The following is a 24,000-nucleotide window of genomic DNA, read 5'->3' as shown; positions in this document are numbered from 1 at the left end:
GAAATCTCCGGTAAACGGGCTTCTATGCTCTGATCCCTGACATAATGCGCCCTGCCAGATGCAAAAGGGCCTGATCCGTACCATGCGGTCCGATCAGCGACAGGGCAAACGGACACTCATCAAGCTTTCCAAGCGGCAGACTGACCTGTGGAAGGCCTGAAAGGCCTGAAAGACACAGAATGGACAGGGAGCGATTGCGGAACCGGTCCAGCCAGTCGAGATCCTCGTCAATCCGCGGGGCAATAGACGGCATTGTCGGGACAATCAGCAGGGAATCAGTCACCGCCAGCGTCATCAGGCGTGTAATCGTTTTTCTGGTCGCATCTGCCTCTGCTTTCTGTTCGGCCGTCACCGTTGCAGCCCACTGGAAACGCTCTTTCACGCCAGGTCCGAAATCAGGATTGTGTTCCGTAATCCAGGCCCCATGCTCCTGCCAGACCTCATAACCCTGGCAGGTACGGAACACCGACCACCATGTCTCCAGATCCTCTTCAAGAGACAGATAGGACACCTCGCCGAGCACAGTTTCAACCCGACGGACAAGCGACAGGAACAGAGACTGCTCCCGCTCACCCATCAACCGGTCAAAGGCCTCCGTGACAATCGATATCTGAGGTCTGTCGGGCAAGACATCCTCATCCGGACCGAGGAGCACGTCAGCAACGCGCAGATAGGTGGCAATGTCACGGGCAAACCAGCCCGCTGCATCCAGGCTGGGCGCCATTGGCATGCAGCTATCAAGAGACAGACGGCCATGGGTCGGCCTCAGCCCCACCAGACCGCAATAACTGGCGGGTGCCCGGATTGAGCCGCCTGTATCCGTGCCAATGGCGAAGTCACAGAGACCGGCTGCAACCGCGGCTGCGGAACCCGATGATGACCCGCCAGGAATCCGGCCCGGAGCCATGACATTTTCCGGTGTGCCATAATGGATATTCTGACCTGTGAGCGAAAAGGCCAGCTCGTCGGTAATCGTCTTGCCGGTGAACCTGGCTCCCGCATCAAGCAATTGCTGCACCACCGGAGCAGATACCTGCGCCGGGCTGGCCTGCTGCTGCTTCAGTGGATGCCCGCAGCCGGTTGGGTAATTCACAACATCAAACAGGTCCTTGACCGCAAAGGTCAACCCGTCAAGTGGCCCACCGGGCTGATGCGGAACCGGCTCATTCGGATAATCAACAAACGCACCGACAGTGTCCTGACAAAATGGCATGAGCATCCCCCTGTACTTTCCTGATAAACAGAATGGGCGTGAGCAATGAGTCTTGACCCTGAGACTGTGCCCTGTTCAGCCAGCGCGAACAACCTGCTTTTGTTTGTTTACTGATTCCGCGTGCAGAGAAATTCACGCAATCCGTCCTTGCATGTGACGTGGTTTCTCTGTAAATCCCTCTCGCCCAATACGCATATGCCGAGTGTTGTGACACCCCTTCCAGCATTCTGCGGCGCGACACGACGATGTGGGCTTTTTTGGTTTTTGCCGCGAGGTCCACTCTCCGGCATCACTGAAGAGGTGACTTCATCCTTGCTGGCTGCGCGGGCGGGTTTCCCGTTCCAAACGAAAGCAATTGCCAATCCCGACATGATGGTTTCCACCGCCATCAGAAGCGGGATCTGTCTTTTGACCTTTTGACCGGAGGCCCCGATGACTGAGCGAATTCGCACCTTCCTTGCCACGGCACAACCCGAGAGCCCCTGCCTGATTGTGGATCTTGAGGTTGTGCGGGAAAACTATCGGCTGCTGAAGGCATCCATGCCGGATACAGCCATCTATTATGCCATCAAGGCCAATCCGGACCCGGCCGTTCTGGCAGTCCTGAATGAGGAAGGGGCCAATTTCGACTGTGCCTCTCTTCAGGAAATCCGGGATGTGATGACACTCGGTATCGAGCCGGGGAGCATCTCCTATTCCAATACCATCAAGAAAGAGCGCGATATTGCCGCTGCCTTTCAGCTGGGTATCCGGCTTTTCGCCTTTGACTGCCGGGCAGAGCTTGAAAAGCTGGCGCGTTCTGCGCCGGGCTCCGATGTGATCTGCCGGATTCTCACCGACGGCGCCGGGGCTGACTGGCCGCTATCGCGGAAATTCGGCTGCACGAAGGAACACGCCATCATGCTTTTGCAGATGGCGGCAGAGCGCGGCCTCACGCCACGCGGTGTTTCCTTCCATGTGGGGTCCCAGCAGACCAATGCGGATGGCTGGGACACGGCCATTGCTGACGCAGCGGATATTTTCCGCAGCCTGAAGGCTGCCGGAACACCACTTGACCTGCTTAATCTCGGTGGCGGGTTCCCGACCCGCTTCCTGAATGACATTCCGGAAGTCGCCCTGATCGCCCGCAACATCGACGCGTCCCTCAAGCGGCATTTCGGCAACGATCTGCCCAGGACCATTGCAGAGCCGGGCCGCGGGCTGGTGGGCTCCGCCGGGATCATCAAGGCGGAAGTGGTGCTGATCGCCGACAATGACGAAAAGGCATCCGAACGCTGGGTCTATCTAGATATCGGCAAGTTTGGCGGCCTGGCCGAAACCATGGATGAAGCAATTCGCTATCCAATCACAACAAGACATAATGGCGCGCCTGCAGCGCCCGCAATTCTTGCCGGGCCAACCTGTGACAGCGTCGATGTGATGTATGAGAAGACGCCCTATCCGTTGCCTGAGGCCCTCGCCATTGGAGACGAAGTCCTGATCGAAAGCACAGGCGCTTATACGGCCACATATTCCTCTGTCGGTTTCAACGGCTTTGCGCCGCTGAAAACCTATGCGGTGTAGATACAGGTTCTACGCAAACAGCAGAGCTTCGAGAGCATCATAGTCCTCCACCGTCCAGGTCGGCTGGATGGTGGAGGTCTCCAGATCAGACCGCTGGGACACGCCAGTCAGGATCAGAACCGAACGCATGTCCGCATTCTGCGCCGCCTGAATGTCTGTCAACAGATAATCGCCGACAATCGCACAGGATTCCCGTCCGACACCCAGCTTTTCAAGCGCCGCATCCATGATGACCCGGCTTGGCTTTCCGATTATATCGGCTTTCTGATCCGTGGCATTTTCGAGGGCTGCCACCAATGGCCCGGCTTCCGGCAGAAACCCATCCTCGACCAGAATAATCCGGTCGGTATTTGTAGCGATGAAACGGGCTCCAGCCATGATGTGACGCATGGCCTGGGAGAGACGGTCATAGGTTATGCTGCGATCATAGCCCACGATCACCACATCGGGCTTATCATCAACCACCTCGGCACCCGCAGCCTTCAAAGCCTGAAACAACCCCTCTTCCCCAAGGCAATAGGCCCGCACGGCCCCCAGGTGATACGCCACGGCCTGAGAAGACGTGAAGACATCATCCTCATCACAGACAATGCCCATGGCGTTCAGCTGCTCGGCGACTTCCAGTGGTGTCCGGTTCGACCGGTTGGTCACAAAGAGGAACGGCACAGATGCCTTCTTCAACCGCTCAAAAAAGCGGTCAGCGCCGGGGATGGGATCAGTTCCCCGATAGACGGTTCCATCAAGGTCGAACAGGAGAGCGGACAGATTATGCTTCATGAATTCAGGCTACATCAGGATAGGGGAACGGGCCTGAGCCCGGCTCAAGGCTCACCATATGCGTGATAAAGGTGCTGCCGGTCCAGAGGTGAAGTTCATATTTCGGTGCCTCGACTGTAAATCCCTCCGGCCCTTGACCTGCCAGACTGAAAGCCTGGGAGAAAGACGGAGACGGCGCAATTGATGTGGGGATCCCTTCCCACATTGTATAGATCACCCGGTGCAGATGCCCGCAGAGGATCCGGACAATCTGCTTGTGTGGCCGCACAACATCTGCCAGCGCTTCACGACCAACGAGACCGTAGAAGTCCATCTCGACAATACCGGAATCAAACGGCGGGTGATGCATGAACAGGAGGGTCGGCTTTTGCGGTTCCGCCCGCAATGTATTATCCAGCCATGCAAGCTTCTTCTCGGTCATCAGGCCCTTGTCACTGGTGTCATCCAGTGTGTCCACCGCAATCAGGCGGACCGGATAGCCATCGATCACATACTGGATAAATTCGCTGTTCTCCCTACCGGGATGGTCGGGAAAGACGCGCCTGATTTCAGCCCTGCTGTCATGATTGCCGGGAATAACGAAGAACGGCACCTGCAGTCCTGTCAGGATCTCTTTCAGGATATCATAGGATTCCGGGTTCTTGTTGTCGGCCAGATCACCGGTAAACAGAACCAGATCCGGTCGCGGCATACGGTTGTTCAGGTCATCAATCACCGTTTCCAGTCGCGTCCTCGTCTCGACCTTTCCCTGCGCCAGCACGTGACGCGGTGTCATATGCAGATCAGAAACCTGTGCAATGAGCATGAGTCAGCTCCCCCAGAATATGTGGTTCGAGTCTTGTCGGTCTTCTATATGGCAAGCCTGTAACAGATCAGCGAATATCAACCAGCCCGGCCTCGCCTTCCTCACAGCCAAAAGCCAGCTGTACGCCATCTTTTGACCAGGCCATGGATGTGATGGCGCTTTTGCCCGGGCGGCGCAACAGAACCTCATTCTGATCAGCGAAGCGACAGGCCATGATCATGCCATCCTGATAGCCGACGGCGACCACGTCTTCTGTCGGATGACAGGCAACCGCACTGACCAGAACCTCACGCGCGCCAAGCTGCAAAGGCTGCTGACCCATTGGGCCCGTCTTGCCGGAAAACGGCCAGAGCACAGCCGCATTGGCCCCGGACGTGGCCAGCCACTTGCCTTTCACCGCCCATGATGTCGCCTTGACCTTTGAAGGATAGCCGGTCATGCGCATATGCTTGGCATTGTCCAGATCCCAGCCATGGAGGGCATTTTCCTGCATCAGCGTCACCACATGCCGCCCTGCAGGAGACCAGAGCACACCGGTATGCGCCCCTTTCCATTCAAGAGAGACCGGATCCCCGCCGCTGTTCACCCAGAGCAGGGTCGCACCGTTGTAATGGGCAGTGGCCAGCCGCAGGCCCTTGGGCGCAAAGGATAGACCCTCGACCGTTCGCTCATGAGGAAACTCTTTCAGAGCGCCGTCTGTCAGGTGAACTGCAGCCATCCGACCATAGGCAAAACCGAAAACGCCACGCGGCCCGGCGGCCACATGATCAATCCACTTGCGTGGGACATCCGCAACCGGCGAGACCAGCCCGGTGCGATCAATCACCTTCACGGCACCATCATCGCCACCGGTCAGCAACCGGTCATCGCCGGTTTTGTCCGTTGAGAGAATGGCACCCTTGTGGACGTCAACGGCCTTTTCCTTGCCATCCATCAGCCGGACAGTACCGTCACCAAGCGCAAAACAGGGCACATCACCAAGGAAGCAGGCTGTTTCGACCCAGACATCAAAATCATAAGGCGCGACGGTAGGCATCAGGCGGTTCCTGCCTGACAGTCGTCAAAACTCTTGCGCAGGGCATCTTCCTTGAGATTGCGACCGATGAAGACAAGACGGGACCGGCGGGCTTCGCCATCCTGCCAGGCCCGCTGGTGGTCACCCTCAACAATCATGTGCACGCCCTGAACCACATAGCGATCCGGGTCATCCTTGAACGAGAGGATACCCTTCAGACGCAGAATATCCGGCCCGTCCGTCTGGGTTACCTCCGAGATCCAGGCAAAAAAGCTCTGAGGATCGAGATCGCCAGCCTCAAGGGAGACGCTCATGACCGAATTGTCATGACGTGCGGAGCCATGGTCGTGATGGTGATGGTCGTGATCACAGCCCGGACCGCATTCATGGTCGTGATGGTGATGATCCTCCTCATCAAGGAAATGCGGGTCCAGCGTCAGGATGCGATCAAGATCAAAGGCGCCACGATCCAGAATTCTGTCGAGCTCAATGGCACAGCGCTCGGTCTCATGAATGGTTGCCTGGGCATTGATGGAGCGGATGCGACCCAGGACAGCACTCTTTTCTTCCGGTGAAACCAGATCGGTCTTGTTCAGCAGGATAACATCAGCAAAGGCAATCTGATCTTCCGCTTCCGGGCTGTCTGACAAGCGTTTTTCCAGATTGAGCGCATCGGCAACGGTGACCACGGCATCAAGCCGGGCCTTGCGGCGAACATCCTCATCCATGAAGAAGGTCTGTGCTACGGGAGCAGGGTCTGCAAGGCCGGTCGTTTCCACAAGAATGGCATCAAAGCGGCCCTTGCGCTTCATCAGCCCTTCAACCACCCGGATCAAATCCCCACGAACCGTGCAGCAGACACAGCCATTGTTCATTTCGTAGATTTCTTCATCCGATTCCACGATCAGATCATTATCGATCCCGATTTCGCCGAATTCATTGACGATGACCGCGTAGCGCTTGCCATGATCATCAGACAGAATCCGGTTCAGAAGAGTGGTCTTGCCGGAGCCAAGATATCCGGTGAGAACGGTAACGGGGATCTGATTGACCTCGGACATGAAACTTTCCTGCGCGCGCGTGGCTTGTGGCTCTTTGTGTTCCCCATATAGGCCAGATCAGCGCCGGTTTCACCCCTATTCTTTTGTGGTTCCACCCGTATCGAATGCCGGTTTCCATCCTCTGAGCAAAAGCGCATTGGATACGACCGAGACTGACGACAGGGCCATGGCAGCACCGGCAAAGCCCGGTGTCAGAACACCAAAGGCGGCCAGCGGAATACCGACAATATTGTAGATAAAGGCCCAGAACAGATTCTGCCTGATCTTCCACCATGTGGCTTTGGCAATTCGGAAGGACGCCGCCACCAGACGCGGATCAGACCGCATCAGGGTAATGCCTGCGGTTTCCATGGCCACATCCGTTCCCGAGCCCATTGCAATGCCGATGTCTGCAGCTGCAAGCGCCGGTGCGTCATTGATGCCGTCACCAACCATCGCCACAACATGGCCCGCTTTCTGCCGCTTCAGCACAGCGAGGCTTTTCTGATCAGGTCGTACCGGGGCCTCAACCTCATCAAGCCCAAGCATTCCGGCCACATGATCCGCGATAGGTCGGGCGTCTCCGGACAGGAGGCCTGTCTCAATCCCCTGCGCCTTGAGCGTTGCGATGGCTTCCTCAGATGTCTGTCGAATGCCGTCAGAAAACCCGAAGCAGCCAAGAAGCTGATCGTCTCTGGCAACGAAAGACAGGGTAACCGGCTCACTTGCCTTCCCATCCAGCACCTTCGCCATCATGGCATCACACAGATCGCCGGACACACCGGAGCGGGTCATCATGGATCTGTTGCCGATGGCAATCCTGTGCCCTTCAACATGCGCGGCAACGCCCCGCCCCGCATCGGCCTCGAACCCTTCTGCCCTGACGGGCCTGATCTCTCTTTCGTCCGCCAGATCAAGGACAGCCTTTGCCAGCGGATGCTCGCTGGATTGCTGAACCGATGCAGCCAGACGAAGCAGGTCGTCGTCTGCTATGTCCTCGCTCATCAGGCTGACAATGGCAGGGTGTCCCTCGGTCAAGGTTCCGGTCTTGTCGAAAAACACCATATCGACCGGCTGAACCTTTTCCAGAACCGCAATATCCCGGATCAGAATGCCAGACCGTGCCGCAGCACCCATCCCGGCGGTAAGCGCAGTGGGCGTCGCCAGTCCCAGCGCGCACGGGCAGGCAATCACCAGAACAGCCACCGCACTGACCATGGCAGCTTCGGCGGAATACCCTGCCAGAAGCCAACTGACAAAGGTCAACAGCGCAATACCAAGAATAACAGGGACAAACACATTGCTGACCCGATCCACGAACCGCTGTACGGAGGCCTTGGCCCCTTGAGCGCTTTCAACCAGCCGGGTAATGCGGGCCAGAACCGTATCATCCCCCACGGCAGACACCCGGATGGTCAATGCACCATTGCCATTCATGGTCCCCGCGGACACGCGGCTCTCCACATTCTTTAGAACCGGAAGGCTCTCGCCGGTCACCAGAGACTCATCCACCTCACTGGCACCATCCTCAACCGTTCCATCCACCGGAATGCGTTCACCAGGGCGAACCAGAACCTTCTGGTCTGGCTGGATAGTGTCTACAGACACCTCCTGAGGACCGTTTTCAGTCACCAGCCGCGCTGTTTCCGGGCTCAGATCCATCAGGGCCCGAAGCGCTGTAGCCGTGCCGCGCCGGGTCTTTGCCTCAAGCCATTTACCGAGCAGAACCAGTGTCAGAATAACAGCTGCCGCCTCGAAATAGAGATGCCCGGTCACATCACCCGACAGCCAGACCCAGGCGGAATAGACAAAGGCAACACTGGTTCCCAGGGTCACCAGAACATCCATATTGGCACCACCTGACCGAACGGCCTTGTATGCGCCTTTATAGAAGCGGCCTCCGGCCAGAACCTGCACCGGCAGAGCCAGCCAGAATTGCAGGGAAGCCGGGATAGGCCCGCCAAGGTCCAGCATCTGCCTGACCATCTGGCCAACCAGGGGTATGGTCAGGATAGCGCACAGGATGATGGTCATCAGCAGATGGCGCTCATCCTTCAGCCGCGCTTCTTCCAGACGCGAGAGCTGTTCCTTGCGGGCACGGGTGCCAGCACCACGGATCAAGGCACTGAAGCCTGCCCGCTCCACAAGAGCCCGCAGGGCCTCGTCATCAACCGGACCGTTCAGATCAAGATCGGCCCGTTCGAGCGCGAAATTCACGCGCGCAGCCTGAACAGTGTCATCCGCATTGAGAACTCGCTCCAGTCTGGAAGCGCATCCAGCGCAGGTCATGCCCTGAATATCCAGGACCTTGTGTAAAGGCTCGGAAGCAAAAGATGCGGGACGTCCTGCTGAAATTGAATCTGCCAAATCTGTCATGGAACCAGCCTAAACGGGTTGAACCGGATAAATGCGTTGATCAATCCATGAACAGATAGGCCTTCCAGCTACTGGAAGGTCAAGGCCGAAGACTGCCCTGCGGCATTTCGCACACGGTCTGGGGTCCTGACCCTAGTTTGTTATCAGACAGGCGCCAGCTGTGGCTCAACAGGTGTTTTCTCTTCACCCTTCAAAGCCATTTCCAGAGATTCGAAATCTGAAATCACAACAGTTGTAAGCGGACGCTCCCGTCCACGAATGGAAACATTGGCGTGGGCAAACCGGTCTGTCGGCACATCAGCCAGACGGCAGACCCGCTCTGACGCCATAACCACAGCGCCGTGTTCCTTGGTCATGGTTTCCAGGCGGCTGGCTGTATTGACCGTATCGCCGAGGGCCGTAATACCGGCCTGCGTTCCATCATCCTGCGGCTTTCCGATACGACCTAGAATGGCCAGACCCGCATGAATGCCAACGCCAATGCGGAGATCTGTCCCGACCTGAGACTTGAGATCCTCATTGATCTCATCAAGCGCCCGCCCCATCCGTGCGGATGCATCAAGCGCCTGCTTGCAGGCCGTTCTCGGGTCAGTATCAATACCGAAGATAGCCATGATGCCATCGCCGATAAACTTGTCCACATATCCACCAGCCGCTTCGATTTCCCGCGCCATATCACCGAGATAACGGCTGAGCAGAAACACCACATCAAAGGACAGGCGTTTCTCGGACAGACCGGTGAAATTCCTGAGATCCACAAACATGATGGCAACCCGCTGCTCGACACCCCAGTGATAGGCATCCCGGCCTGCAGCACCCGTTGCCTGACCGGCACGAACCGGAACCAGAGGCTGAACTGTGAGGTCGGCTTTCGGGCGGATCTGGCAAGCCAGACGCACATGATCAGGCGATCCGATACGCGCGAGGACGGAGCGTTCTGCCGGATCCGGATCCTCAAGGGTATCTTCGCCTTCAATGATCAGCGTCCGGCATGTGGAACAGCGGGCACGACCACCACAGACCGATGCATGCGGGATACCGCGGGATCGGCTGATTTCAAGCAGCGTCGGGCCAACCGGTGTCTTAATCTTGTTGCCACCCGGATAATCGAGTGTCACCCGGTGTTTAAGGCGGTCCGAGAGGTTTATGACAGCCACCACCAGAGCACCGACGCCCAGCACAATCAGGACCCAGTTATAGGATGCTCCAATCAGATCCAGAATGGTTATGAACTGGTCTTCGGTGAAATCGATGGACTGCAGTTCGGTCAGTTCAAGACGCCGGGCGGCATCAACCCAACCCCATGTTGCAAGAACCGGGAAGGCCGCAGCAAAACCGAGCCAGACGCCATACCAGCGCTGGTACCAGCGCCTGTGACGCAGCCAGTAATGCAGCCCCAGAACCGAATGCACCCAGACAAAGATCAGCATCAGGGTTTGTGCAACAGCCGCTCCGGGCCAGAGGACCGAAAGCTCATGCACATAGTCGACGCGCGTTCCAAACATCTGAATGGCACCACGGGTCGCAATGATATGCCCGACGAGATAATAGGGGATGGCAAGAGCCATAATCAGCTGCAGAGCTTCCATCTTGGGCATACGCCAGGTCCTGCGCCTGACCAGCTTTGCAAGACCGAAGACAATATGCAGCACAAAGGACCCGTAAAGCAGGATCTGCCCTGGAAGAGTGGCCCAGATGGCAATCCGCCAAGCCTGCATCGTGTCCATCCACTCGATGGAGACGATACCCAGCGCGTGGTTCAGAAGATGAGTAAAGGCGAATGCAAATAGAACAAGCCCCGTCGCGATGCGAATGCGCTGCGGCTGTAGAAATGCCTTAGACCGTTCAGGAAGCTGCTTCACGCCCGTCTCTTCTGCCAGTTACTCCGGTCCCAACTCTAGCATCGGGATTCTGACAGTCAAAAGGCGTTCCGACCACGGATTGTCAAAACTGCGTCATATCAAAGCGTTGAACATCATCGATGAGCTCAACAAAGCCACGGGCAATGTGATCAATGATCGCTCTGCCCTTCTCGGCGCTGGCCAGTGAAGCATTGCCGACAACCCCGTTCGCATTCAGATCTTCGCTCATCCAGCCAAACTGCATCCGCCCGTATGCCCGCAACCATTTGAACTGCTCTTCATGGGTTTTCTGACGGTTCGAGAAATCCCTGGCCTCATCCATCCGAACCAGATCAGGACGCAGATGCAGCATCATGGATGTCTCGATATCTCCACCGTGGATGCCATAGGCGCGTTCATCTTCAGAGATCAGACCGTCCGGCATACCGAAACGCAGCCAGGAAGTGGTCACAACACACATGCCAATCTCGGCACGCATGGTTCGAGCAACAATATCGGCTGGCGGGGTATTGCCACCATGAGAGCTCACAAGGATCAGCTTGCGAACGCCTGCGCGCGACACGGCACGCGCCAGATCAGTCCAGATCCGGACCAGAAGATCTGCTGAATGGGTCAGGGTGCCGGGAAAGGACAGGTGTTCATCGGAATATCCGACGGCCTGAACAGGCAGGAAACTGACCTGCGCCTCATTGGGCAGAAGCGCAACCACCCGGTCGATATAGCCTTCTGCGAGTGTGGTATCGGTCGACAGAGGCAGATGTGGGCCATGCTGCTCAATGGCGGCAATCGGCAGAACAGCGACAGACCTGTCCGAATCAATTCCGACAAAATCCGTTGTCGTCATGTCCTGCCAGAACGGTTTCAAGCCCATTCCGCCTGCTCCTTGTCCGTAAAGCTTCGTATTGCATGGCCTATTTTCTTAGCCGACCATGTGATCTGACACAAATTATCGACGCGTAAACATTTAGTAGATAACATGTCATGATATTGTAATGTCGGTCTGTTAACCGGGTAACTATGTCTTTTAATTATCAAAAATCAATCACCCATCGACTGACACAAGCGGCAAAGGCCTATCGGGGCCGATCTGGTGCCATGCTGAGCCTGATTGGCCTGCATCCGGGACAGGACGCCGTTCTGAAAGCCCTCGCCGATGAGGACGGACAGACCATGAGCGGCCTGGCCGGGCAGCTTGGCGTTCGCCCGCCAACTGTCACCAAAATGGTAACCCGCCTGGGTGCTCAGGGCCTTGTTCGCCGCGAAACATCTGCACAGGACGGCCGCTCTGCCCGGGTCTATCTGACCGAATCCGGCCACGAACGTGTTGCCTATGTGAACAAGGCCTGGAAGCGGGTCGAGCGCGAGGCACTTGCCGGTATTGAGGAGAAGGACCGCAGGCGGTTGCGCAAACTGCTGAAGCGCATTGAGCGCAATCTGGCCCTTTCAAACGAGATAGAGCCTGAAGAAGACGAGACGGACGCTACGGTCGACTGACCTGCCTCTTTTTTATGTTCGCTTTGCAAATAGAAAAAGCCCGGCATCACTGCCGGGCTTTCTGTTTGTGCTGGCTTTTCATCTATCTGATGACGACTTCCGGCCCCATCAGGGCAGTCGGCAGCGACGTGGAAATCCACGGCACATAAGTCACCAGAACGAGGAACAGCATCAGGATCATCACCCATGGCAGAGCTGCTTTCACGACCCTGACCAGGCTCATTCCCGTTATCCCCGAGGTGACGAACAGATTGAGCCCGATAGGTGGCGTGATCATGCCGATTTCCATGTTGACCACCATGATGATGCCGAGGTGGATCGGATCAACACCCAGTTCCACGGCGATCGGGAACACAACAGGAGCAACAATCAGCAACAGACCTGACGGTTCCATGAACTGGCCACCAAGCAGCAGCAGAATGTTGACAGCCAGAAGGAAGGTCCACCAGTTGAAGCCTGCACCCAGCATCCAGTCCGTGATGACCTGCGGAATACGCTCTGTTGTCAGCACATGAGCGAACAGCAGGGCGTTGGCAATGATGAACATCAGCATGATGGTCGTCTTAGCGGAATCCACCAGAACTTTCTGGGTATCCCGATGCACCAGTGATGGTCCGGACTTCAGCAGAATAGCTCCCGTGTTCCGGATGATCACACCGCCGAGGCTTTCTCCTTCCATCCGCCATGGCACACCTTTGAGAGGCCCCATGTCACGATAGATGAAAATGGCAATCAGGAACGCGTAGATCGCAGCAACCGCCGCCGCTTCCGTCGGCGTGAAGATACCACCATAAATACCGCCAAGAATGATCACGATGAGGAACAGGCCCCAACCCGCATCAAACAGGGCATCGCGGAACTCGCCGAAGCCTTTCCATTCCTGAGCCGGCAGGTTCTGCCAACGGGCCGCAATGTAAATGCCGATCATCAGCATCAGACCGGCAATCAGCCCCGGAACGACACCGGCAAGGAACATTCGTCCGACCGACACATCAGTGGCAGCTGCATAGACCACCATCACGATGGATGGCGGGATAAGAATGCCAAGCGTGCCTGCATTACAGATGACGCCAGCGGCAAAGTCCTTGCTGTAGCCCACCTGCCGCATTCCGGCGATCACAATCGTTCCGATGGCCACCACGGTTGCCGGAGAAGAGCCGGACAGCGCGGCGAACAGCATACAGGCAAAGACACCGGCCATGGCCAGACCGCCCCGGAACTGTCCGACCGTTGCAATCGCGAAACGGATAATCCGTCGTGCCACGCCACCGGTAGACATGAAGCTGGATGACAGGATGAAGAACGGAATAGCCAGAAGCGTGTAATGCTCTGTTGCCTCGAACAGCTTCAGGGCAATGGACGTCATCGAATCCGTTGAAAAGAAGATGACGAACAGGATACTGGACAGCCCCAGAGAGACCGAAATCGGCACCCCGATCAAGAGCAGGCTGAGAACCAGTGCAAAAAGATATACTGCATCCATCAGGCCGGATCCTTCTCTTTGAGAACGCCTTCATTCTCTGCCACAAGCTCTTCAGCCTCGTGACCGGCGATAATTGCGCTACGCTCTCCGGTTATGATCTGCCAGACAGCCTGGATGCAGCGGAAAGCGAACAATGCAAGGCCAAGCGGCAGGATCAGATAGGCAATCCAGCGAGGGATTTCCTCACTCTCCAGCCCAAAGGCATGCACGGCCCATTCCGGCAGGCGCAGCTCTTCAAGCCCGATGCCGAACTTGGCCATTTTCTGCACATAAGAAATGGCACCACCACGGGCATTGATGTCCTGACCGAACAGCACCTGCAACCAGTCAGCACTCAACAGAAGTGCCGCGTAGAGCAGGCAGATCAAAGCGGCAAGCACTGTGAAAATCCGATAGAAGCGATCCGGGAAAAGCTTGATAAAGGCATCAACTCCCAGATGTGCTCCAATCTTCAGGCCATAGGACATGCCAAACAGGATCATCCAGGCGAACATCAGAGTGGTGAATTCCAGCGCTGCGCCCCAACCCGTGTTGAACACGTAGCGGGCGACAACCTGGGAGAAAGTCACAAGCGTCATTCCGGCCAGAAGCAGTGCAATCACTGTTTCCTCGAACCGGGTGACGAGATCGCCGAAGCGTTGCATGGCGGCTCTCCAATTCGTCCGCGTCGCACCATTCTCCGGACAGAACAGTCTGGCCGAAGGCAGTCCGGGGCGACACGCCATTTACATGAGGATGAAAGAAGGGGCCCGCCGAATCCGGTCTGAATTTGATAAGAATTCAGCCTGGGCGAGCCCCTCAACAGAGTGAGGTGGTCTTACTGATTGGCTGACTGCGCTGCAGAAATCAGGTCTGCACCGATATCGCCTTCAAACTTGCCCCAAACCGGCTTCATGGCATCAATCCACTGCTGACGCTCTTCAGCAGACAGTTCGCGGATGGTGGCACCAGCCTCAACAATACGGGCCTTGTTCTTCTGGTTGATTTCAGTGGACAGAGCGTTCCGCTCAGCTGTCACTTCATCAAAGACCGCTTTCAGTTCGGTACGCAGGTCATCCGGCAGGCCATTCCACCACTCGGCAGATGTCACGACGAGATAGTCAAGAACCTGGTGATTGGTTGCAGTCACACCATCCTGAACTTCGAAGAACTTCTTGGTGTAGATGTTCGACCATGTGTTTTCCTGACCATCGACAACACCGGTCTGCAGAGCGCCATAGACTTCCTTAAAGGCCAGTTTCTGCGGGTTACCGCCCAGTGCCTCAATCATGGAAACAGCCACATCAGAGGTCTGAACGCGGAACTTCAGGCCTGATGCATCTGTCGGCGCCACAAGCGGCTTGTTGGCAGAGAAGTGCTTCATGCCATTGTGCCAGTAACCAAGACCAAGGAGGCCCTTGTCTTCCATTACGCGCAGAAGGCCCTGGCCAGCGTCCGAATTCTGGAACTTATCCACCGCATTGATGTCGTTGAAGAGGAACGGCAGATCGAAGAGACGGAATTTCTTGGTGTAGCGCTCGAACTTGGCAAGCGACGGAGCTGCCATCTGCACATCACCAAGCAGCAGGGCTTCCAGAACCTTGTTGTCATCAAAGAGCTGAGAGTTCGGGAAGACTTCCATGCAGGCCTTGCCGTTCATACGCTCATTGATACGCTCGGACAGAAGAGACGCGGCCTCACCTTTGGGGTGGCCAGATGCAGCTGTCACATGGCTGAACTTGATAACCGTTTCGCCCGGATCACACTGGGCAAGAGCCGGCGTGGAAAAGGCAAAAGCCGCAATTGCGGACAGAAGAATGCGTTTCATTTGAAATCCTCCCTTGGAACGCATGTGTGAGGCTTGCCGCCTCATGTTCACGGATATGTCAGCAAACAGCGTGCCAAACTGAAAAACGGGAGAAATACAACAAAAATACCAGCTCAACCCACCTGAAATGGGTAGATTTCTACACACTACTCATGGCGGATGTTACGAATCCTGCCCATCCGCTTCAATCAGGTCCTGACGATCAATGCGATATTTCTGCATCTTGTCATAAAGCCCTTTCCGCGACAGCCCGAGCGTCTCATAGGTGGCCTTGAGGCTGCCACCCTGCCGTCGGATTTCATCAACAAGTACCTGCTTCTCAAAGCGGGCCACCTGCTCGGACAGGGTTCCACCACTGGCCTCCCGTCCTGAGGCCTCTGGGGCCTCACCGGATAACCCCTGCTCGTCCGGCATCAGGCCCAGAACAAACCTGTCAGCCACATTGCGCAGCTCACGGACATTGCCGGGCCAGTCCTGAGCCAGCAGCCGGCGCTGCAGGTCAGCCGACGGTTCGGGGTAATCCTGCCGATAGCGGGCTCGGGCCAACCGCGCCAGATGATGAAACAGCAGCAACACATCTTCCCGTCTTTGTCGCAAGGGCGGGATGGTCAGAGTCACCACATTCAGACGATAAACCAGATCCTCACGGAATTTCCCCTGGCGGCTCAGGCCTTCCAGATCCGCCTTGGTGGCTGCAACGAACCGCGCCCCCAAAGGCAGAGCCGTGTTGGAGCCCAGCCGTTCAATACTGCGGGTTTCAATAACTCTCAGCAGTTTGGCCTGAAGATCGAGCGGCATGGATTCAATCTCATCAAGAAAGACCGTGCCATTTCCAGCGTGTTCCAGCTTCCCGATACGGCGTTCATGCGCACCGGTAAAGGTGCCCTTTTCGTGGCCGAACAGTTCTGATTCAAAGATATCTGCAGGCATGGCAGCACAGTTGATGGCCACAAAGGGCTCTTTCTTTCTGGGACCATGATCATGCAGGGCGCGGGCCACCACTTCCTTGCCTGACCCGGTTTCTCCCATCAGCAGGATATCGATGTCAGTGCCTGCCAGCATGGAAACCTGATTGCGCAGATGCACGATACCCGGCGAACGCCCGACTATGGTTTCCTCAAGCCCCTGTCGACCATCCACATAGTCGCGCAGAACCCGGTTTTCGAGAACCAGACGCCGTTTTTCGAGCGCCCGCTTGACCACCGCCACCAGATCGCTGACCGGGAACGGTTTCTCGATGAAATCATAAGCCCCGCTGCGCATGGCTTCGACGGCAACGGGCACATCACCATGACCGGTGATCAGAATAACGGGCAGCGCCGCATCCAGATCAAGAATTGCCTTCAGGACACCCAGACCATCCATGCCCGGCATGCGGATATCGCAGACAACGATGCCTTCGAAATCGCGCCCCACACATTCCAGCACATCTGATCCACCGGAAAAGCCCTGAACGCCGAACCCGGCCAGCTCCAGCCCCTGCATCAGGGCATGACGCAGATCATCGTCGTCATCGACCAGATAAACCTGTACTGGCTCGTTCATTCTGCGTCCTTCTCACTCATGACGCGCGGCAAGCGGATTTCAAACATGGTCCCCTCATCAGAGGTGGACGCAATTGACAGCCTGCCGCCAAAGTCCCGGATGATGTTATAGGCAATCGGCAGGCCAAGCCCAAGGCCTGAGCCGACCGATTTGCTGGTCACAAAAGGATCAAAAATGCTGTCGCCAAGATCCGGATCGATACCCGGACCGTTGTCTGTCACACAGATCAGACCCATGTTTCCCTCTGATCTGGCGCTGATCCGAACCACCTTGTTTTCTTCGTTCTCAAAGACATCAAGGGCGTTTGACGCGAGATTGACCAGCACCTGACCGAGACGAACCGCCCCTGCGAGAACTTCGAGCCCGTCTTCCAGATCCAGTTCGAGACGCACACCCTCCTTGTCCGCGCGAGGCTTGAGCAGCAGAAGCATCTCATCAACGACCGTTGAGACAGGGACGGGCTTGCTCGACAGGTCAGGCTTGCGGGCAAATGTCTTCAGCGACTTGCCAAGCTTCCCCATGCGATCTGTTACCGACAGAACCCGGACAAGGGTTTCGTCCGCCTTGTCCACCTTGCCCATATCCAGAAGCATACGGGTATTGTCAGTATAGGATCGCAGAGCCGCCAGAGGCTGGTTGAACTCATGGGCGATCATGGCCGACATCTGACCGAGAGCTGCCAGCTTTGCTGACTGGACCAGCTCGGCCTGTGTCTTCCGCAATTCTTCCTCGGCAGCCTCCCTGTCACGCACCTCATGCGCCAGTTGCCGGTTGGCGGATGTCAGATCCCGTGTTCGGTCCCGAACCTTTCGCTCAAGACGCAGTGCATCAGCCAAACCCTTGCGAGCATTGACATTCCGGCGGATAAACCGCTCGGTCAGGACCCACGCCCCAAGAACCAGGAACAGTGCAACAAGAGCCGATATCGTGACAATGCTGGTCGACAGAGCCCGCGCCTGGGACACATCCACAAACATGTGGAGGCGCCAGCCGAGCAATGGCAAGTCCTGGGAAAGATTGCGATAGGCCTTGTCCAGCGCAGGCAATTGCGCCGTATCAAGATCCGGATGGTAGGGAGCCCTGCCTGTCACTTCCTGGAAATTCCGCAAGCGCCATTCTGCCTGATTGGTCAGGAAAATGCGCCCGAGCCCGTCAATGGCCAGAATAGGATCCCGGGAAAGTGCCCAGGCCTGTTCTATATCTTCAAGAGGCACACGCACACGCAGAACACCAATAACCGCACCGCGCGCCCGTACAGGAGCCGCAAAAACATAGGCCCGCTGACCATCAGGTTCTGTAACAAAGTCCCGCCCCAAACGGCCCTGCAATGCATCACGGAACGCGTCACCACGAACGCCCTGCACACTGCGTTCAAGACGATCATCTCTCACTCCGGCCAGCAGCAGCCCCTTGGCATTCAGCACTTCAAGCCGGGTTACGCCGGACAGGTTCTGTGCCGATGACAAAAGGCGAATCGCCTCCTGATGAGACGGATTGTCCGGCTCATCCAGCAGACGTTCCACATCCGGCATCCGGGCCAGAACCGGTGTCAGAACCCTGTATTTATCCAGAGTGCTCTGCAGGTTTGTGGCATGAGACCTGAGTGTCTCCCTGCCGCGTGTCAGCTCGTCATCCAGATAAACCTGGCGGGAAATCTGTCCGGCACCAATCACCAGAACGAAACAGACTGCGGTCAGAACCAGCAGCCCCAGATAGGCCTGCCGCTTGTCCACTTTCCGCATCTTGGGCCGTATACTCATCAATCGTGCACCCTTGGCATGAGCCGGTCTGTTCGGATCCAGGGAGCAAGATCGCAGGAAATACGGGATAGTTTCAAGAGCTTACGACGCCAGAAGCATACCATTTATGCGGTCTGCAGCATCCGACGGTCTATGGCGATGGCCTTGATCAGAACCGAGACCTCAACACCCTCGGTGATTTCCAGATCATCAATGGACCGCCGGGTCAGCCTGACGCGCAGCTTCTGGCCATCCACATTCACCACCACTTCGGCATAGGCACCCTGCTCCTGCGAAATGGCCTCGACACGGCCCTGCAATCTGTTCCTGATCGACAACCTTGTATCCGGACCAAGATTGCGGGCAATTGAGATATCCCGCGCCCGAAGCCTCAGTCGGATGGGTACATCACGGGTGCCGACAGTTCCCGGAATTTCAAGATGCTGGGACCCGACCCGGATACGTGTCAGGTCATAGGGCGCATCATAGTCAACCACACGCCCGCTGATCAGCGAGCTGGCCTCGTGTCGTCCGGTGGCCGGCCCCAGATCAAGCCGTGTCATGACATCCGTCACAGGCCCCATGGCTTTCAACTTGCCATCTGAAATGATCACCATGGTTTCGGCAAACCGCGACACTTCCCCAAGGGAATGGCTCACATAGATAATCGGCAGGTGCGTTTCCCGATGCAGGCGGTCGAGATAGGGGAGGATTTCACCCTTCAAAGCCTGATCAAGGGATGCCAGCGGTTCATCCATCAGCAAGAGCTTCGGATCAGACAACAAGGCCCGGCCAATGGCAACGCGCTGTTTTTCACCACCGGACAATGTCTGGGGATGACGGTCCAGATGCGGCCCGAGCTCAAGCAGTTCAACCACTTCCTCGAACAGGCCTCTGGCTGCACGGCGTCCGGCAAGCCTGGCATAGGTCAGATTGCGCCTGACCGAGAGATGCGGGAACAGCCGACTGTCCTGGAACACGTAGCCAACCCGGCGCTTGCGGGCCGGGACATCAATCCCTTTCTCGCTGTCAAACAACACTTCATCGCGGACAACAATCCGTCCGTTGCGGGGGCGGCGCAGGCCTGCAATCATATTGACAATTGTCGACTTGCCCGAGCCGGACGGCCCGAACAGAGCCGTAACATCACTGGTGGACTGAAACGCCAGGTCGATATGAAACGCCCCGGAATCGCCTTCAAGCATCACGTCCAGCATCAGCGTCTCCCTCCGCTCAACCGCGCCTGCATGCGGCGGACAACAACTTCTGAGGCGATAACCGCAGAGAAAGCCAGGACCGCCGCCAGACCCGCCAGCATCAGAGCTGCTCTGTCTCCATCAGGGGACTGGGTCAGCGAGTAGATTGCCAGAGCCAGTGTTCGTGTTTCTCCAGGGATATTCGAAACGAAGGTGATGGTTGCGCCAAACTCGCCAAGCGCCTTGGCAAAGCCGAGGATAGCCGCCGCCAGAATGCCTGGCAGAGCCAGAGGCAGGGTGACTGTGAAGAACACCATGACACGATTGGCACCGAGCGTTTCCGCGGCGGATTCAAGCCCCATGTCGACGCTTTCAATGGCAACGCGAATGGGCCTGACCATCAGTGGAAAGGCCATGATGGCCGCAGCAAGGGCTGCGCCCGTCCAGCGGAAAGCCAGACCGACACCAAAAACATCATTGAGAAACCGACCCAACGGTCCAGCCGGGCCAAACAGAAGCAGAAGACCATATCCTGTCACCACCGGCGGCATCACCAGCGGCAGATGCACAAGACCGTTCAACAGCATATGGCCGGGGAACCGATATCGGGCCAGCACATAGGACACGGCAATCGCAAGCGGCAGGCCGAACAGAATAGCCGTACCTGCTACCTGTACCGTAAGCCACAAGGCCGCAGCAGCCTCCGGATCACCCCACCCCATTTATCTTGCCTCACTCACCTTTACGCTCTCACCGGTCAGCCAGCGGTTCAAATCCGAAAGCCCGCAGTCTTTCTACCCCTTCCTGACCGGACAGGAAGGCAAGAAAGCGCCTCGCTCCGGGATTATCGCCTTCCCCCAGAACAGCCGCCACATAAAGAATGGGGGCATCGGGATCAGTATCAAACAGACCGGCAATCTCTACATCGGGCGCGATCATTGCATCAGTCTGATAGACAATACCTTGATTTACATCACCGCGCGCCACAAGAGACAGGGCAACCCGCGTATTGTCCACCCGGATCAGCCGCTTTGACAGGTCATCCCAGAGCTGGAGCTCTTTCAGAGCGCGGCGGGCGTAGATTCCAACCGGGACATGATCCGGATCACCAACGGCGATGCGTGCTCCGAAGGGGAAGGATTGCGTAACGCCCCCGGTTCCCGGATCTCTGTCTGATTGCGCAGACTGAACCACCACCAGACGATTGGACGCAAAGGGCTGGATATCCTCTGTTGTCAAACGCCCCCGTGTAACCAGCCAGTCCACCCAGTCAGGATTTGCCGAGAGGAAGAGGTCCGCCGGTGCTCCAGCGGCAACCTGTCGGGCAAGGGCGGAACTGCCCGCAGCCGAAACAACCACTTTTATCCCGGTTTTCTTTTGGTAATCCTCCGCCACCGCCTCGACAACGTCCTTAAGGCTGGCGGCAGCGAAGACCAGAAGCCGGTTCTCATCACCGGCCTGCAAAGACCCTGTACCGGTCACAGCAATCAGGACGGACAGCAGCCCGGACCATACCAACTGACGGAAAGACGCAAACATGAACAATCCCGGCTCGCTCTGACGTTGACTGGCCCTGACCATACCCGGCGATGATCCGGTTTGGAACGTTTTTCCAAACCGTCGCTTTGCGCCCTTGGTATTATGCGACCGGTTCAGCGGCGACGGCGATTGCCGCATGAATATGCTCTGTCAATGCCGGTTCCAGCCCGAATCGTGCCGCAAGCATCTGCAGATAGGCCTGTTCTGCTGGATGATCCGGTTCAATGGCCAGCACAGATGCCGTATAGATTTCCACGGCCTCTTCCTGATTGGTCGCGCTTTCGACAATTCTCGTAATGTCCAACGGTGCGCCGAGTTCATCCATCAGAAACGCCTTTTCGTCGCCACTGAGATCCAGAAGACCGATCTTCTCAAAAATCCGGCGATGCTCCTCCGCATCAATGGACCCGTCCGCCTTGGCCGCAGCAATCATGGCTGTGACAAGCTTGACGCCAAGGGATGCGCCATCGGCGTCCACTGTCTGCGGATCAAAGGGCGACCCTTGTGGCGGAGGCAGAAGTTCCCCCTCCATCGGTGCTGCCACGGGTGTCGTATGTCCCGCCTGAGGCACAGATGATGAGGGCGCCTGACCGGATGCAGCAGGGCTACCGGACTGCCAGTCGCGATAGGCTTTGTAGGCCAGGCCCGCCACCAGTGCCATACCGCCATACTGAACGGCTTTTTTCCCGAGCTTGCGTCCTTTTTTCGACCCGAGCATGTAGCCCGCTAGACCACCGGCCAGCGCACCGCCTGCAAGGCCGCCACCATGCTGGCTCAGATAATCCTTGCCTTTGCCGACAAGCCCGTCTGTGCCTTGTCCGTTACCGCCCAGAAAACCATCCAGCAGCTTTTTTGCGTCGATCATGTCTATCCTCGTGTGAAAGCGTCACCCGATGAAGACATATGGACGATCAGTGTGGTTTCAAGATGACCGGGGCTCTATGTGGGCTGGCTCTATGTGGGCTGGCGGGCAGACAGGGCTTCATTCTCGGCAGAAATGCGGATCATCAGGATCAGGGCATTCAGAACGGTGAACACCAGAGCCAGAGTGATCGAGCCAAAGGCAAGCGGAAGAATGGCAATTTCACCCGCAACGACCCAATAATTCGGATGCTTCACAAAACGGTAGGGACCTCTGGTTACCAGAGGCGCATCCGGCAGGGTGATTATGCGGGTTGTCCAGTACGGTCCAAGCGAGGCAATGACCCAGACGCGACCCAGTTGAAGCAGACCGAACACAACCAGCAGCGCCAGATCGGGCACCGTATCCGGCGGAATGAAGACCAGCAGGCTGACCAGCCAGGCAGAATGCATCAACACCATGACCGGATAATGGGCCGCACCAATTTCAACTGCTCCCCGTTCGAGCAGACGTTTTGTATTGCGATTGGCCAGAACCAGTTCGCCCAGACGCTGAATGGCCACAAGACCAACAATGACAATCAACCAGGTCATCGCTTATGCCTCCCGTTCCAGATGGGCGATAGCAAGCGAGAAACCCGGCCCCATACTGACCATCAGGGTTCGTTCTGCGGCTTCCGCATCCAGAATATCACGCAGGACAAACAGCACTGTTGCGGCCGACATATTGCCATAACGGTTCAGGACCGAACGCGCCCTGTTCAGAGCACCCTGCGGCAGGGACAGCGCATCATCGATAGCCTGCAGCACCTTCGCGCCGCCGGGATGAATGGCGAAACTGTCAAAATGATCAAGGTCCAGCGCATTATCGCGGAGATACGTGGTGATCGGACGCTCCAGGTGGGCACGGGCGAAATCCGGCAGGCTGCGCTTCAGTCTGATGCCAAACCCGGTTTCATCAATATCCCAGCCCATAATATCCTGGGTATCCGCCCAGCGGTGTTCGCGAACACCCTTGATCGCAGGCCCGTCCGCCTCGGTTGAGATCAGGCATCCGGCCGCACCATCACCAAAAAGGGCCGTGGCGATCAGATTGCTCTTGGTCAGGTCATCCTTGTTAAACGTCAATCCACAGAGTTCCAGCACAAGAAACAGGAAGGTCTTGCCCGGATAGGCCTTGGCCAGCTCTGCGGTACGCGCCATACCCAGCACACCGCCAGCACAGCCATAGCCGAAAATCGGCAGTCGGATGATATCGGATCGCAGGCCCATGCGCTCGGCAAGCTGAACGTCAAGACTGGGTGTCGCAATACCGGTGGTCGAAACGATGATAAGGCCATCAACGTCATTTGCAGTCATCCGGCTTCCATCAAGCAGATGGGTTGCCAGGTTTTCCAGAAGATCTATTCCGGCGCTGATATAGGTGTCGTTCTTCTCACCGAATGTATGAGGCTCCGCATACCAGTCGAGCGGAACGGCAGAATAGCGTGTCTGGATTTCCGCATTGTCGAAGACCGGCATCAGGCGATCCAGATGGGGCAGGCTTTCGCCATACAGCGCCCGGATACGTTCCGCCACATCTCCCTGATGAAGGCAATGGGGTGGGACTGCGGTTTCGACAGACTGAACTCTGGCAAACATGACAACACTCGCTGTGAACACATGGAAACTTGCATGGTCAACAG

21 protein-coding genes are annotated in these 24,000 nt (G+C 56.9%); 2 read left to right on the top strand and 19 right to left on the bottom strand.

Annotation, left to right across the window (positions count from 1 at the left end):
- Positions 1 to 22: 22 nt before the first annotated feature.
- Positions 23 to 1,213, bottom strand: coding sequence for an amidase (locus RA157_RS07920; RefSeq protein WP_350335921.1), 1,191 nt, complete (start codon positions 1,211 to 1,213; stop codon positions 23 to 25).
- 432 nt (positions 1,214 to 1,645) lie between these two features.
- Between RA157_RS07920 and RA157_RS07915 the strand changes: the two genes are divergently transcribed.
- A complete protein-coding gene (locus tag RA157_RS07915) occupies positions 1,646 to 2,776 on the top strand; it encodes a type III PLP-dependent enzyme (protein WP_350335920.1) in 1,131 nt (376 codons plus the stop codon).
- A 9-nt stretch (positions 2,777 to 2,785) separates the two neighbouring features.
- Here the strand turns inward: RA157_RS07915 and RA157_RS07910 are convergent, their stop codons facing one another.
- The 7 genes from RA157_RS07910 to RA157_RS07880 all read right to left on the bottom strand — a co-directional run bounded on the left by RA157_RS07910 (position 2,786) and on the right by RA157_RS07880 (position 11,522).
- The gene (locus RA157_RS07910; RefSeq protein WP_350335919.1) at positions 2,786 to 3,553 is read right to left on the bottom strand and encodes an HAD-IIA family hydrolase; all 768 of its coding nucleotides are present in this window, start codon (positions 3,551 to 3,553) and stop codon (positions 2,786 to 2,788) included.
- Positions 3,554 to 3,557: 4 nt separating this feature from the next.
- The gene (locus RA157_RS07905; RefSeq protein ID WP_350335918.1) at positions 3,558 to 4,358 is read right to left on the bottom strand and encodes a phosphodiesterase; all 801 of its coding nucleotides are present in this window, start codon (positions 4,356 to 4,358) and stop codon (positions 3,558 to 3,560) included.
- Positions 4,359 to 4,425: 67 nt separating this feature from the next.
- Positions 4,426 to 5,394, bottom strand: a complete 969-nt coding sequence (locus RA157_RS07900) for a WD40 repeat domain-containing protein (protein ID WP_350335917.1) — start codon at positions 5,392 to 5,394, stop codon at positions 4,426 to 4,428.
- Positions 5,394 to 6,434, bottom strand: coding sequence for a CobW family GTP-binding protein (locus RA157_RS07895; RefSeq protein WP_350335916.1), 1,041 nt, complete (start codon positions 6,432 to 6,434; stop codon positions 5,394 to 5,396). The genes RA157_RS07900 and RA157_RS07895 overlap by 1 nt, the downstream gene beginning before the upstream one ends.
- Before the next feature lie 75 nt (positions 6,435 to 6,509).
- On the bottom strand, positions 6,510 to 8,789 hold the full coding sequence (locus tag RA157_RS07890) for a heavy metal translocating P-type ATPase (protein WP_350335915.1): 2,280 nt from the start codon (positions 8,787 to 8,789) through the stop codon (positions 6,510 to 6,512).
- Positions 8,790 to 8,932: 143 nt separating this feature from the next.
- Entirely contained in the window at positions 8,933 to 10,651 is a 1,719-nt protein-coding gene (locus tag RA157_RS07885; RefSeq protein WP_350335914.1) for an adenylate/guanylate cyclase domain-containing protein, read from the bottom strand.
- 82 nt (positions 10,652 to 10,733) lie between these two features.
- Positions 10,734 to 11,522, bottom strand: coding sequence for a creatininase family protein (locus tag RA157_RS07880; RefSeq protein ID WP_350335913.1), 789 nt, complete (start codon positions 11,520 to 11,522; stop codon positions 10,734 to 10,736).
- A gap of 146 nt (positions 11,523 to 11,668) precedes the next feature.
- Here RA157_RS07880 and RA157_RS07875 point away from each other — a divergent pair, with 146 nt between their 5' ends.
- Positions 11,669 to 12,145, top strand: a complete 477-nt coding sequence (locus tag RA157_RS07875; RefSeq protein WP_350335912.1) for a MarR family winged helix-turn-helix transcriptional regulator — start codon at positions 11,669 to 11,671, stop codon at positions 12,143 to 12,145.
- An 82-nt stretch (positions 12,146 to 12,227) separates the two neighbouring features.
- Here the strand turns inward: RA157_RS07875 and RA157_RS07870 are convergent, their stop codons facing one another.
- The 11 genes from RA157_RS07870 to RA157_RS07820 form a co-directional block, all read right to left on the bottom strand.
- The gene (locus RA157_RS07870; RefSeq protein WP_350335911.1) at positions 12,228 to 13,628 is read right to left on the bottom strand and encodes a TRAP transporter large permease; all 1,401 of its coding nucleotides are present in this window, start codon (positions 13,626 to 13,628) and stop codon (positions 12,228 to 12,230) included.
- Positions 13,628 to 14,272, bottom strand: coding sequence for a TRAP transporter small permease (locus RA157_RS07865; protein WP_350335910.1), 645 nt, complete (start codon positions 14,270 to 14,272; stop codon positions 13,628 to 13,630). The genes RA157_RS07870 and RA157_RS07865 overlap by 1 nt, the downstream gene beginning before the upstream one ends.
- Positions 14,273 to 14,445: 173 nt before the next feature.
- A complete protein-coding gene (locus tag RA157_RS07860) occupies positions 14,446 to 15,435 on the bottom strand; it encodes a TRAP transporter substrate-binding protein (RefSeq protein ID WP_350335909.1) in 990 nt (329 codons plus the stop codon).
- 162 nt (positions 15,436 to 15,597) lie between these two features.
- Complete coding sequence (locus RA157_RS07855; protein WP_350335908.1) at positions 15,598 to 16,980, bottom strand: sigma-54-dependent transcriptional regulator; 1,383 nt, start codon at positions 16,978 to 16,980, stop codon at positions 15,598 to 15,600.
- Positions 16,977 to 18,740, bottom strand: a complete 1,764-nt coding sequence (locus RA157_RS07850; RefSeq protein WP_350335907.1) for a sensor histidine kinase — start codon at positions 18,738 to 18,740, stop codon at positions 16,977 to 16,979. Before RA157_RS07850 ends, RA157_RS07855 begins: the two co-directional genes overlap by 4 nt.
- A 104-nt stretch (positions 18,741 to 18,844) precedes the next feature.
- Entirely contained in the window at positions 18,845 to 19,936 is a 1,092-nt protein-coding gene (gene modC, locus RA157_RS07845; protein WP_350335906.1) for a molybdenum ABC transporter ATP-binding protein, read from the bottom strand.
- A complete protein-coding gene (gene modB, locus RA157_RS07840) occupies positions 19,936 to 20,637 on the bottom strand; it encodes a molybdate ABC transporter permease subunit (protein ID WP_350335905.1) in 702 nt (233 codons plus the stop codon). Before modB ends, modC begins: the two co-directional genes overlap by 1 nt.
- A 28-nt stretch (positions 20,638 to 20,665) precedes the next feature.
- Positions 20,666 to 21,592, bottom strand: coding sequence for a molybdate ABC transporter substrate-binding protein (gene modA / locus RA157_RS07835; RefSeq protein WP_350335904.1), 927 nt, complete (start codon positions 21,590 to 21,592; stop codon positions 20,666 to 20,668).
- Positions 21,555 to 22,319 carry a tellurite resistance TerB family protein gene (locus tag RA157_RS07830; RefSeq protein WP_350335903.1) on the bottom strand — a complete coding sequence of 255 codons (765 nt, stop codon included), beginning with the start codon at positions 22,317 to 22,319 and terminating at the stop codon, positions 21,555 to 21,557. The genes modA and RA157_RS07830 overlap by 38 nt, the downstream gene beginning before the upstream one ends.
- Positions 22,320 to 22,408: 89 nt before the next feature.
- A complete protein-coding gene (locus RA157_RS07825; protein WP_350335902.1) occupies positions 22,409 to 22,909 on the bottom strand; it encodes an isoprenylcysteine carboxyl methyltransferase family protein in 501 nt (166 codons plus the stop codon).
- Between the two features lie 3 nt (positions 22,910 to 22,912).
- The gene (locus RA157_RS07820) at positions 22,913 to 23,956 is read right to left on the bottom strand and encodes a type III polyketide synthase (RefSeq protein ID WP_350335901.1); all 1,044 of its coding nucleotides are present in this window, start codon (positions 23,954 to 23,956) and stop codon (positions 22,913 to 22,915) included.
- Positions 23,957 to 24,000: the final 44 nt, after the last annotated feature.

This window comes from Coralliovum pocilloporae (genome assembly GCF_030845175.1).
Classification (GTDB): domain Bacteria; phylum Pseudomonadota; class Alphaproteobacteria; order Rhizobiales; family Cohaesibacteraceae; genus Coralliovum; species Coralliovum pocilloporae.
Note: the sequence above shows the minus strand (reverse complement) of the source record. Positions and strands in the feature narration are given on the sequence as shown.